The 14,074-nt window shown below is 73.1% G+C and carries 1 protein-coding gene; it reads left to right on the top strand.

Going from position 1 to position 14,074, the window contains the following annotated elements:
• Positions 1-443 precede the first annotated feature (443 nt).
• Positions 444-14,074: SDR family NAD(P)-dependent oxidoreductase (locus tag ACZ52R_RS40880; RefSeq protein ID WP_465755316.1), on the top strand; the 13,631-nt coding region annotated here is incomplete at its 3' end.

Below are 14,074 nucleotides of genomic sequence, written 5' to 3'. Positions count from 1 at the left end.
GGGGCCCCGGGCATCCGCTCAGCTTCCCGGCACCGCCCGGGTCCAGCGGTTGAGCGTCCCGCTCGGGTCGTCGTAGGTGAGCCACGTCCTGTCGCCGACGCCCGGGAGCCGCACCGATTCCTTCAGCCGTGCAGTGATCGACGTGCCGGCCGAGGTAGCGGGCCGACCCGACACCGCGACCTGCGGCGGCCACCTTCGGCGGGGGCGGTACGGCAAAGCCCCACCTAGGGGCCGGATAGGGGTTGAGAGCGCCCCCGCCGAACCATAATCTCGCAAAGCGAAATGCAATAGGCGATCTGGCAAAAGCTCCTGGTGCCCGAAGTTGCCGACAACTTCGCCCGGGGGATTTCCACTGGCCATGGGCCATTGCTGTGAAATTCCCGCCGGTGAGAAATCCGTCGAATGACGCGAGCCGACTGGATGCGTTGAAGAGGTGGCATGTCATGGCGAATGAAGAGGCACTTCGCGACTACCTCAAGTGGGTGACGGCCGATCTGGCCCAGACCCGCCAGCGGCTCCAGGAGGTGGAGGCGGCGGACCACGAGCCGGTCGCGATCATCGGCATGAGCTGCCGGTTCCCCGGGAACGTCGGTTCCCCCGAGGAGTTGTGGCAGCTCGTCAGCGAGGGCCGCGACGCCGTCGACGGCTTCCCCGCCAACCGCGGATGGGACCTCGGCGCGATCTACCACCCCGACCCGGACAACCCCGGCACCTCGTACGTCGCCGAGGGCGGCTTCCTGCACGGCGCCACCGAGTTCGACCCCGGATTCTTCGGCATATCGCCGCGCGAGGCGATGGCGATGGACCCGCAGCAGCGCCTGCTGCTCGAAACCTCCTGGGAGGCATTCGAGCGCGCCGGAATCGACCCGGCCGCGCTGCGCGGCAGCCGCACCGGCGTCTTCGCCGGCGTGATCTACCACAACTACGCCGCCCGCCTGCACTCCGTACCGGAGGGCGTCGAGGCATTCCTCGGTACCGGCAGCTCCGCGAGCATCGCCTCCGGCCGGGTCGCCTACGCGCTGGCCCTGGAAGGCCCCGCCGTCACCATCGACACCGCCTGCTCGTCCTCCCTGGTGGCCCTGCACCTCGCCGTGCAGTCGCTGCGCAGCGGCGAGTCCACCCTGGCCCTGGCCGGCGGTGTGACCGTGATGTCCACCCCCGAGGCCTTCGTCGACTTCAGTCGCCAGCGCGGCCTGGCCGTGGACGGCCGCTGCAAGGCGTTCTCCGCCGATGCGGACGGCACCGGCTGGGGCGAAGGGGTGGGCATGCTGCTCCTGGAGCGGCTGTCCGACGCGCGGCGCAACGGCCACCCGGTACTGGCGGTCGTCCGCGGCACCGCCGTCAACCAGGACGGCGCCTCGAACGGCCTGACGGCGCCGAACGGCCCCTCGCAGCAGCGCGTCATCAAGCAGGCCCTGGAGAACGCCCGCCTGACCGCCCGGCAGGTCGACGCCGTCGAGGCCCACGGCACCGGCACCACCCTCGGCGACCCGATCGAGGCACAGGCCCTGATCGCCACCTACGGACAGGACCGCCCCGAGGACCGGCCGCTGCTGCTCGGCTCGGTGAAGTCCAACCTGGCCCACACCCAGGCCGCCGCCGGCGTCGCGGGCGTCATCAAGATGGTCATGGCGATGCGGCACGGCGTGCTGCCCCGGACCCTGCACGCCGACCGGCCGTCCCCGCACGTCGACTGGGCCGCCGGCGCCGTCCGCGTCCTCACCGAGGACACGGCCTGGCCCGAGACCGGTGAGCCGCGCCGCGCCGGTGTCTCGTCCTTCGGCTTCAGCGGCACCAATGCGCACGCCGTCCTGGAGCAGGCGCCGGCGGTGGAGGCGCTTCCCGATGCGGTGGATGTGCCCGCGGTGGATGTGCCCGCGGTGCCTGGGCCGGTGCCGGTGGTGCTGTCGGGCCGTACCGAGCAGGCTCTGCGGGAGCAGGCCGGTCGGTTGGCGCGGCGGCTGGCGGCCGATCCGGGTCTGGCGCTGACCGATGTGGCGTTCACGCTGGCGACGGCCCGTTCGGCGTTCGAGCAGCGGGCGGCGCTGGTCGGTGATGACCGGGCGCGGTTGCTGGCCGGTCTGGAGGCGCTGGCCGCGGGCGGCTCGGCAGGGGTTCGTGGGGTTGCGGGGACGGGTGGCCGGACGGCGTTCCTGTTCGCGGGGCAGGGGAGTCAGCGGGTCGGGATGGGTGGGGAGCTGTATGCCTCCTACCCGGTGTTCGCGGCTGCGTTCGATGCGGTGTGCGTGGAGTTGGATCCGCTGTTGGGGCGTTCGCTGCGTGAGGCGGTCGCGGATGCGGAGCTGATCGACGAGACGGGGTTCACGCAGCCGGCGTTGTTCGCGTTGGAGGTGGCGCTGTTCCGGTTGGTCGAGTCGTGGGGTGTGCGGCCGGACTTCCTTGCCGGTCATTCGATCGGTGAGCTGGCCGCGGCGCATGTGGCGGGTGTGTTCTCGCTGGCGGACGCGTGCCGGCTGGTGGCGGCCCGTGGCCGGTTGATGCAGGCGCTGCCGCGCGGCGGCGCCATGGTGGCGGTGGAGGCGTCCGAGGACGAGGTGCTGCCGCTGCTGACCGACGGTGTGGGCATTGCGGCGGTCAATGGGCCGGCCTCGGTGGTGGTTTCGGGTGTCGAGGGCGCGGTTTTGGCTGTGGTGGCCGGTCTGGAGGGGCGGAGGTCGAAGCGGCTCACCGTCAGTCATGCGTTCCACTCGCCGCTGATGGACGGCATGCTGGCGGAGTTCCGCGCCGTGGCCGCTGAGGTGGTTTTCGCGGAGCCGCGGGTCCCGATCGTGTCGACGCTGAGCGGCTCGCTCGTGTCGGCCGAGTTGACCGACCCCGAGTACTGGGTGCGGCACGTTCGCGAGGCCGTCCGCTTCGCCGACGCGGTGCACGTGCTGGAGGGCGAAGGCGTCCGGACGTTCCTGGAACTGGGCCCGGACGGCACGCTCAGCGCCATGGCAGGGCAGTGCCTCGCCGAGGACACCGACGCCGTCCTCACCCCCGCCCTGCGCCGCGACCGCCCCGAGCCGGAGAGCATCACCACCGCGCTCGGCCAACTCCACGTGCTCGGTGCGAAGGTCGACTGGCAGGCCGTCTTCGCCGGCACGGGTGCCCGCCGGGTGGACCTGCCCACCTACGCCTTCCAGCGCGAGGCGTACTGGATCGACCGGACGGCACCCGTGGTCGGGGACGCGCGGGCGATCGGTCTGGGGTCCGCCGACCACCCGCTGCTGGGCGCGGCCGTTGCGCTCGCCGACAGCGACGGTTTCTTCTTCTCCGGCCGTCTCTCCGTGCAGACCCATCCCTGGCTGGCAGAGCATGCCGTCGGCGGCAGCATCCTGCTGCCCGGCACGGCCTTCGTCGAGCTCGCGATCCGGGCCGGCGACCACGTCGGCTGTGACCGCCTGGACGAGCTGACCCTTGAAGCCCCGTTGGTGCTCCCCGAGCGGGGCGGCGTGCAGGTCCAGCTCTGGATCGGGCAGGCGGACGGCACGGGTGCGCGACCGCTGTCCGTGTACTCGCGGCCCGAGGACGCGGACGACGACGCGGTGTGGACGCGCCACGCCGACGGACTGCTGTCGAGCGGCGCGCGCCCGGCCGCGGACGCCGCCTTCGCCGCAGCCTCCTGGCCGCCCGCAGACTCCGCGCCGGTGGACCTCACCGGCTTCTACGACGCCCTCGCCGCCTCCGACTTCGGCTACGGCCCGGTCTTCCGCGGGCTCGTCGCAGCCTGGGTGCGCGGCGAGGAGGTCTTCGCCGAGGTGGCGCTGCCCGAGGAGGCAGTCGCTGCGGCCGGTGCGTTCGGTCTGCACCCGGCCCTGCTCGACGCCGCGCTCCACGCGACCGCCCTCGCTACCACGGCGGACGCCGAGCAGGGCCGGGGCCGGCTTCCGTTCTCGTGGAACGGCGTGTCCCTGCACGCGGTCGGCGCCGCCACCCTCCGGGTCCGGATCGCCCCCGCCGGGCCCGAGTCGGTGACGCTGACGGCCGTCGACGCCACGGGGGCGCCGGTTGCCTCCGTGGCGTCGCTGATGCTTCGGCCGGTCTCCGCCGGCCAGCTGCACGGCGACGGCGCCCACCGTGCCGCCCAGCACGACGCACTCTTCTCCGTCGACTGGACCGAGGTCCACCTGCCCGCGCGGGCGGCTGACGAGGCCGAGCTCCACACCGTGGTGGGTGCGGACGGCCTCGGCCTCGCCGCCGCACTGCTCGCCGCCGGCCGCGCCGTCGACACCCCCCAGAGCCTCACCGCCCTCGTGGCGCGCCTCGAAGCCGACCGCGCGACACCGGCACCGGCCACCGTCCTCCTGCCGCTCGGCACCGTCGGCGTGCAGCTGTCCGCCGAGGCGGTGCGGACGGCGGTGCGGGAGGTGTTGGCGCTGGTGCAGGAGTGGTTGGCGGCGGATGTGTTCGCGGATTCGCGTCTGGTGGTGGTGACGCGGGGTGCAACGGATGCCAGCGACCTGTCGTCCGCCGCGGTGCTGGGTCTGTTGCGTTCGGCGCAGTCGGAGAATCCGGGCCGGATCGTTCTGGTGGACGTGGACGGCGATGCCGAAGTGGGGCTGCTGCAGCGGGTGTTGGCGTGCGGTGAGCCGCAGGTGGCGTTGCGTGGCGGGGTGGTGCTTGCGCCGCGTCTGGCGCGTGCTGTGGCGGGTGGTGCTTCGGCGCCGGTGCTGGATCCCGAGGGCACGGTGTTGGTGACGGGTGCGACGGGCACTTTGGGGGCGTTGTTCAGCCGTCATCTGGTGACGGAGTACGGGGCTCGTCGTCTGTTGTTGGTGTCGCGTCGTGGCGAAGCGGCCCTGGGTGCGGTGGAGTTGGCGGCGGAGCTGGCCGGTCTGGGTGCGGAGGTGTCGTTCGCGGCGTGTGATGTGGCGGATCGTGCCGCGCTGGCGGCGGTGCTGGCGGGTGTGGAGTTGACTGCGGTCGTCCACACGGCGGGTGTGTTGGATGACGGGATCGTGCCGTCCCTGACGCCCGAGCGGCTGGATGCCGTGTTGCGTCCGAAGGTGGATGCGGCGTGGAACCTTCACGAGCTGACGAAGGACCGTCCGCTTGCCGCGTTCGTGCTGTTCTCCTCCGCGGCCGGGGTGTTCGGTGCGGCGGGTCAGGCGAACTACGCCGCTGCGAACGCCTTCCTGGACGCCCTTGCCGAGCACCGCCACGCCGCGGGTCTCCCGGCGACCGCTCTCGCCTGGGGCCTCTGGGCGGGCGGCATGGCCGCCGGGCTGGATGACGCGGACGTGCAGCGCATGGCCCGCGGCGGCGTGGCTCCGCTGACCGCGGAACTCGGACTCGCGCTGTTCGACGCCGCGCTGGCCCAGGACGCGGCTGCGCTGGTGCCGATCCGGCTCGACCAGGCGGGCCTGCGGGTCCAGGCCCGGGTCGGGCGACTGCCCGCCGTCCTGCGCGGGCTGGTCCGCACACCCAGCCGCCGCGCCGCCGAGGGTGCTGCGGCCTCCGCCGCCGGTGCGTCGCTGGTCGAGCGGCTGCTGACGCTCACCGAGGACGAGCAGCAGCGAGAACTGCTGGACCTCGTCCGGACCCAGGTCGCCCACGTGCTCGGCCACAGCGGCCCGCACGCCGTCGACCCGGCGAAGGCGTTCCGCGAGACCGGATTCGACTCGCTGACCTCTGTGGAGCTGCGCAACCGGCTCAACGCGGCCACCGGCGTCCGGCTGCCCGCCACCGTCGTCTTCGACTACCCGACCCCGAACGCCGTGGCCGGCTACCTGCTGACCGAGGCGCTCGGCCTGCGCGACGCCGTCGTGGAGAGTGCGCCCGTGCGGGCCACCGCCCTCGCCGACGACCCGGTCGCGATCGTCGGCATGGCCTGCCGCTACCCCGGCGGCGTCCGTTCCCCCGAGGACCTGTGGCGGATGGTCGCGGGCGGCACGGACGGCATCTCCGCCTTCCCCACCGACCGGGGCTGGGACGTTGAGAACCTGTACCACCCCGACCCGGACCACCCCGGCACCTCGTACACGCGCGAGGGCGGTTTCCTCCACAACGCGAGCGAGTTCGACCCGGCGTTCTTCGGTATCTCGCCGCGCGAGGCGCTGGCGATGGACCCGCAGCAGCGGCTGCTGCTGGAGGCGTCCTGGGAGGCGTTCGAACGGGCCGGCATCGACCCCGAGACGGTCCGCGGCAGTCGCACCGGCGTCTTCGCCGGCGTGATGTACCACGACTACATCTCCCGCCTTCCCGCCATCCCACCGGGCGTCGAGGGCTACCTCGGCACCGGCAGTTCCGGCAGCATCGCGTCCGGCCGGGTCGCCTACGTGCTCGGACTGGAGGGCCCGGCCGTCACCGTCGACACCGCGTGCTCCTCCTCCCTGGTGGCCCTGCACTGGGCGATCCAGGCGCTGCGCACCGGCGAGTGCACGCTCGCCCTGGCCGGCGGCGTGACCGTGATGTCCACCCCCGACACCTTCGTCGACTTCAGCCGCCAGCGCGGGCTCGCGCGGGACGGCCGCTGCAAGTCCTTCTCGGACGATGCGGACGGCACCGGCTGGGGCGAGGGCGTCGGCATGCTGCTCGTCGAGCGGCTCTCCGACGCCCGCCGCAACGGGCACCCGGTGCTCGGCATCGTGCGCGGCTCGGCGATCAACCAGGACGGCGCCTCGAACGGCCTGACCGCCCCCAACGGCCCCTCCCAGCAGCGCGTCATCCGCCAAGCCCTCGCCTCGGCCGGACTGTCGGCCGCCGAGGTCGACGCCGTCGAGGCGCACGGCACGGGCACCTCGCTCGGTGACCCGATCGAGGCCCAGGCACTGCTCGCCACGTACGGCCAGGCGCACAGCGACGACGAGCCCCTCTGGCTCGGCTCGGTGAAGTCCAACCTCGGCCACACCCAGGCCGCCGCCGGTGTCGCCGGCATCATCAAGATGGTCCTCGCGATGCGGCACGGCATGCTGCCGCAGACCCTGCACGTCGGTCGGCCGTCGACGCACGTCGACTGGACGGAGGGCGCCGTCGAACTGCTCACCGAGGCCCGGCCGTGGCCCGAGACCGGGCGGCCGCGTCGCGCCGGCATCTCCTCGTTCGGCGTCAGCGGTACCAACGCACACACCATCATCGAGCAGCCCCCCGCGGCGCCCACACCCACCGACGACCGCCCCACGTCCGGGCCGCGTCCGCTGGTGCTGTCGGCCAGGAGCCCCGAGGCACTGCGCGCCCAGGCGGCCCGGCTCGCCGAGCACCTGAAGGAACTGCCGGCCTGGTCGCCCGTCGACCTCGCCCACTCGCTCGCCACCACCAGGACCGCCTTCGACCACCGGGCGGCTCTGGTCGCCACCGAACCCGACCGGATCATCGAGCACCTGGCCTCCTTCACGGGCCTGGTCGAAGGACCGACGGGGACGGGTGGGCGTGCGGCGTTCCTGTTCGCGGGGCAGGGGAGTCAGCGGGTCGGGATGGGCGGGGAGCTGTATGCCTCCTACCCGGTGTTCGCGGCTGCGTTCGACGCGGTGTGCGCTGAGCTGGACCCGCTGTTGGACCGTCCGCTGCGCGGGGCGATCGCGGATGCGGAGCTGATCGACGAGACGGGGTACACCCAGCCGGCGTTGTTCGCGCTGGAGGTGGCGCTGTTCCGGCTGGTCGAATCCTGGGGTGTGCGGCCGGACTTCCTGGCGGGGCATTCGATCGGTGAGCTGGCCGCGGCGCATGTGGCGGGCGTGTTCTCGCTGGCGGACGCGTGCCGGCTGGTGGCGGCCCGTGGCCGGTTGATGCAGGCGCTGCCGCGCGGCGGCGCGATGGTGGCGGTGCGGGCCTCCGAGGCCGAGGTGCTGCCGCTGCTCACCGACGGCGTCGGCCTCGCCGCGGTCAACGGGCCCACGTCCGTGGTGCTGTCGGGCGCCGAGGACGCCGTCCGGGCCGTCATGGAGCAGCTGACGGGTCGCAAGTCCACGCGCCTGACGGTCAGTCACGCCTTCCACTCGCCGCTGATGGACGGCATGCTGGCGGAGTTCCGCGCCGTGGCCGCCGAGATGGCGTTCGCGGAGCCGCGGATCCCGATCGTGTCGACCCTGACCGGTTCGCTCGTGTCGGCCGAGTTGACCGACCCCGAGTACTGGGTGCGGCACGTTCGCGAGGCCGTCCGCTTCGCCGACGCGGTGCACGTGCTGGAGGGCGAAGGCGTCCGGACGTTCCTGGAGCTGGGCCCGGACGGCACGCTCAGCGCCATGGCGCAGCACTGCCTCGCCGAGGACACCGACGCCGTCCTCACCCCCGCCCTGCGCCGCGACCGCCCCGAGCCGGAGAGCTTCCAGACGGCGATGGCCCAGTTGCACGTGCGCGGCACGGCAATGGACTGGGAGGCGGTCTTCGCGGGCACGGGTGCCCGCCGGGTCGACCTGCCCACCTACGCCTTCCAGTACGAGCGCTACTGGCTGGAGGCCCCGCCGCTCCTGGTGGGCGACGCGGCCGCGGCCCAGCTCGGGCTGGATCTGGCGGAACATCCGCTGCTGGGCGCCTTCGTGGGGCTGGCGGACGGCGAGGGTGTCCTGTTCACCGGGCGGCTCGCGCTGGACGCGCAGCCATGGCTGGCCGACCACGCCGTCGCGGAGACCGTGCTGCTGCCGGGGACGGCGTTCGTCGAGCTGGCGGTGCACGCGGGAGACCAGGTCGGATGCGGGCGGGTCGAGGAATTGACCCTGGAGGCGCCGCTGGTGCTCCCGGTGCGCGGCGGTGTGCAGGTGCAGGTGTCGGTGGGGGCGCCGGATGCGGCGGGCCGCCGGTCGGTGGCCGTGTACTCGCGGGTCGAGGATGCGCCGCTCGACGAGCCGTGGCTGCGCCATGCCGCGGGCTTCCTGTCCCCGGCCGCCGCGGTTCCCGGACTCGACCTGGCCGAGTGGCCGCCGGCCGGTGCCGAGCCGCTCGCGGTGGACGGGGTATACGAGGCCTTCGCCACGGCCGGGTTCGCGTACGGGCCGGTGTTCCAGGGTCTGCGGGCGGCGTGGCGGCGGGACGGCGAGGTCTTCGCCGAGGTGGCCTTGCCGGAGGACCTCCGGCCGGAGGCCGCGGCGTACGGGCTGCACCCGGCGCTTCTGGATGCCGCACTCCACGCGGTGGGTGTCGGCGGGCTGCTGGCCGAGACCGGCCAGGGACGCCTGCCGTTCAGCTGGTCGGACGTGTCGCTGCTGGCCGGTGGTGCGGACGAACTGCGGGTGCGGATCGGCACGGCCGGTGCCGACGCGGTCTCGCTGGCGGTGGCGGACGCCACCGGCCGGGCGGTGGCCGTGGTCGGTTCGCTGGCCCTGCGGGCGTTCACCCCGGATCAGGTCGGGGTCACGGGCGGACATGAGGCGCTGTTCCGCCCGGACTGGGTACCGGTGCCGTTGCCCGTCGACGTTCAGGCGGGGGCGATCGGTGTCCTCGGCGTCCTGGGCGGGGACGGCCAGGGTCTGCCGGGCGCGGTGCTCTTCGCGGACCTGGCCTCGGTGGCCGGGAGCGGCGCGGTCCCGGACACACTGGTGTATCCCGTTCGCGCCATCCGTGGCGACGACCCGGTCGCCGCCACGCACACGGCGCTGCGGGAGGTGTTGGCGCTGGTGCAGGAGTGGTTGGCGGCGGATGTGTTCGCGGATTCGCGTCTGGTGGTGGTGACGCGGGGTGCAACGGATGCCAGCGACCTGTCGTCCGCCGCGGTGCTGGGTCTGTTGCGTTCGGCGCAGTCGGAGAATCCGGGCCGGATCGTTCTGGTGGACGTGGACGGCGATGCCGAAGTGGGGCTGCTGCAGCGGGTGTTGGCGTGCGGTGAGCCGCAGGTGGCGTTGCGTGGCGGGGTGGTGCTTGCGCCGCGTCTGGCGCGTGCTGTGGCGGGTGGTGCTTCGGCGGGTGGTGCTTCGGCGGGTGGTGCTTCGGCGGGTGGTGCTTCGGCGCCGGTGCTGGATCCCGAGGGCACGGTGTTGGTGACGGGTGCGACGGGCACTTTGGGGGCGTTGTTCAGCCGTCATCTGGTGGTGGAGTACGGGGCTCGTCGTCTGTTGTTGGTGTCGCGTCGTGGCGAAGCGGCCCCGGGTGCGGTGGAGTTGGCGGCGGAGCTGGCCGGTCTGGGTGCGGAGGTGTCGTTCGCGGCGTGTGATGTGGCGGATCGTGCCGCGCTGGCGGCGGTGCTGGCGGGTGTGGAGTTGACCGCGGTCGTCCACACGGCGGGTGTGTTGGATGACGGGATCGTGCCGTCCCTGACGCCTGAGCGGTTGGATGCCGTGTTGCGTCCGAAGGTGGATGCGGCGTGGAACCTGCACGAGCTGACGAAGGACCGTCCGCTTGCCGCGTTCGTGCTGTTCTCCTCCGCGGCCGGGGTGTTCGGTGCGGCGGGTCAGGCGAACTACGCCGCCGCGAACGCTTTCCTGGATGCCCTTGCCGAGCACCGCCACTCCGCGGGTCTCCCGGGGCAGTCCCTGGCGTGGGGGCTGTGGGCGGAGGACGGCGGAGGCATGGCGGCCGGGCTGGACGACGCGGACGTGCAGCGGATGGCCCGCGGTGGTGTCGTCGCCCTGAACACCGAGGACGGCCTGCTGCTGTTCGGCGCTGCCGTGGCCGGTACCGAACCCGTGCTGGTCCCCATCCGCCTCGACCTGGCGGGCCTGCGGGCCCAGGCCGGCATCGGGATGCTGCCGCCGATGCTGCGCGGCCTGGTCCGGACGCCGGTGCGCCGCGCCACCGCCAACGGTGGAGGTACCTCTGCCGCCGGCGGCTCGGCGCTCGCCGACCGGCTGGCGGCGCTGGGCGCGGCCCAGCGGGAGGCCCTGCTGCTCGACCTGGTGCGCGGCGAGGTCGCCGCCGTCCTGGGCTACCCGGACGCCTCCGGGGTCGATGCGGGCCGCGCCTTCAAGGAACTCGGCTTCGACTCGCTGACCGCGGTCGAGCTGCGGAACCGGCTCAACGGCGCCACCGGGCTGCGCCTGCCGGCCACGCTCGTGTTCGACTACCCGAGCCCCGCCGTGCTCGCCGAGCAGCTCAGGACCGAACTGCTCGGCGCCGATCCGGAGGCCGTCGTCGCCCCGGCGGTCAGCACGGCCCCGGACGACGAGCCGATCGCGATCGTCGCGATGAGCTGCCGCTTCCCCGGCGGGGTCGAGACCCCCGAGGACCTGTGGCGGCTGGTCGCCGACGGGCGGGACGCGGTGTCGTTCTTCCCCGAGGACCGCGGCTGGGACACCGCCAACCTGTACCACCCGGACCCGGACCACCTCGGCACCTCGTACGCACGTGAGGGCGGCTTCCTGCACGAGGCCGGCCTCTTCGACCCCGGCTTCTTCGGCATCAGCCCGCGGGAGGCGATGTCGATGGACCCGCAGCAGCGGCTGCTGCTGGAGACGTCCTGGGAGGCCTTCGAGCGGGCCGGGATCGACCCGCGAACGGTTCGCGGCAGTCGTACCGGTGTCTTCGTCGGCGTGATGTACAACGACTACGGCATGCTGCTCCAGCAGTCCGCCGAGGGCGCGGAAGGCCACGTGGGGACCGGTACCTCCGGCAGCGTCGCCTCCGGACGGGTGTCGTACACGCTGGGCCTGGAGGGGCCGGCCGTCACGATCGACACGGCGTGTTCCTCCTCGCTCGTCGCGCTGCACCTGGCCTGTCAGTCGCTGCGGCAGGGTGAGTCGACGCTGGCGCTGGCCGGCGGTGTGACGGTGATGCTGACGCCGAGCACGTTCGTGGAGTTCAGCCGCCAGCGCGGCCTGGCCGCCGATGGCCGCTGCAAGGCTTTCTCCGATGACGCGGACGGGACCGGCTGGGGCGAGGGTGTCGGCATGCTGCTGGTGGAGCGGCTGTCGGACGCTCGCCGGAACGGTCATCCGGTCCTGGCGGTCGTCCGCGGCAGTGCCGTCAACCAGGACGGCGCGTCCAACGGTTTGACCGCGCCGAACGGGCCGTCCCAGCAGCGGGTGATCCAGCAGGCGCTGGCCAGTGCCGGGTTGACGGCCGGCGAGGTGGACGCGGTGGAGGCGCACGGAACCGGGACGCGTCTGGGCGACCCGATCGAGGCGCAGGCCCTGCTCGCCACCTATGGGCAGGGGCGCGGCGAGGAGGAGCCGCTCTGGCTGGGCTCGGTGAAGTCGAACCTGGGTCACACCCAGGCGGCGGCGGGTGCGGCCGGTGTGATCAAGATGGTGTTGGCGATGCGGCACGGAGTGCTGCCGAAGAGCCTGCACGTCGGCGAGCCGTCCTCGCACGTCGACTGGTCGGCCGGCGCGGTCGAACTGCTCGCCGAAGCCCGTCCGTGGCCGGAGATCGGGCGGGCGCGCCGTTCGGCGGTCTCCTCCTTCGGCTTCAGCGGCACCAACGCGCACATCATCCTGGAGCAGGCACCCGCGGAGGAGCCGGTGCCGGCCATTACGAGCACGGGTGCGCCGTTGCCGCTGGTGATCTCGGGCAGGACGGAGGAGGCGCTGCGCGGGCAGGCTGCTCGGCTGTGGGAGTTCGTGGCGGCGCGTCCTGACGTGGAGGTGGCCGATCTGGGGCTGTCCCTTGCGACCACGCGCTCCTCGTTCGAGTGGCGTGCCGGGCTGGTGGCGGGCGACCGTGCGGAGCTGTTGGCGGCGCTGGAGGCGTTGGCGAGCGGCGTGTCGTCGGAGAGCGTCGGCACACCGACCGGTGGGCGGACGGCGTTCCTGTTCACCGGTCAGGGCAGTCAGCGGGTCGGGATGGGCTTTGAGTTGTCGGCGGCCTTTCCGGTGTTCGCGGCTGCGTTCGACGCGGTGTGTGCCGAACTGGATCCGCTGTTGGAGCGTCCGCTGCGTGAGGCGGTCGCGGATGCGGAGCTGATCAGCGAGACCGGGTTCACGCAGCCGGCGTTGTTCGCGCTGGAGGTGGCGCTGTTCCGGCTGGTCGAATCCTGGGGTGTGCGGCCGGACTTCCTCGCCGGTCACTCGATCGGTGAGTTGGCCGCGGCGCACGTGGCGGGTGTGTTCTCGCTGGCGGATGCATGCAGGTTGGTGGCGGCGCGCGGTCGCCTGATGCAGGCGTTGCCGCGTGGTGGCGCGATGGTGGCCGTCCAGGCGGCGGAGGCTGACGTGCTGCCGCTGCTGACGGCCGAGGTGGGCATCGCTGCCGTCAACGGGCCGGCGTCCGTGGTGATCTCTGGCACCGAACAGGCCGTTCTGGATGTCGCGGAGAAGCTGGCGGCCGACGGCTGCCGGACCAGGCGGCTCACCGTCAGTCATGCGTTCCACTCGCCGCTGATGGACGGCATGCTGGCGGAGTTCCGCGCCGTGGCCGCTGAGGTGGTTTTCGCGGAGCCGCGGATTCCGATCGTGTCGACGCTGACCGGTTCGCTCGTGTCGGCCGAGTTGACCGACCCCGAGTACTGGGTGCGGCATGTCCGCGAGGCCGTCCGCTTCGCCGATGCGGTGCACGTGCTGGAGGGCGAAGGCGTCCGGGCGTTCCTGGAGCTGGGCCCGGACGGCACGCTGACGGCGATGGCGCAGCCGTGCCTCGGCGAGGAGAGCGGCGCCGTCCTCGTACCGGCCCTGCGGCGCGATCGGCCGGAGGCGCAGAGCTTCACGACTGCGCTGGCCCGGCTCCAGGTGCGCGGCGCCGCGGTGGACTGGCACGCCGTGTTCGCGGGCACCGGCGCCCGCCGGGTGGATCTGCCCACCTATGCCTTCCAGCACGAGAACTACTGGCCGCGGGTCAGGCCCGGGCTGGTCGGGGACGTGCTCTCCGCCGGCCTGGCGAACGCCGACCATCCGCTGCTCGGCGCCTCGTTGGCGCTGGCCGATGCGGACGGCCACCTCTTCACCGGGCGGCTCGCCCTGGACGCGCACCCCTGGCTGGCGGACCATGCCGTCGCCGGCAGCGTACTGCTGCCCGGAACGGCCTTGGTGGAGCTCGCGGTCCGGGCCGGCGAGCAGGTCGGCTGTGCGCATGTGGAGGAGCTGACGCTGGAGGCGCCGCTGATCGTGCCCGAACAGGGCGCGGTGCAGCTCCAGGTGTCCGTCGGTGCTCCCGAGGAGTCGGGTCACCGGACGATCGCCGTGCACTCCCGGCCTGCGGAGGCTGCTGATGACGTGCTCTGGACGCGGCATGCGGTGGGTCTGCTGGCGCGGGAGTCGGCTGCCGGTGGCGT

The organism is Kitasatospora sp. NPDC034023, assembly GCF_055575795.1.
Note: the sequence above shows the minus strand (reverse complement) of the source record. Positions and strands in the feature narration are given on the sequence as shown.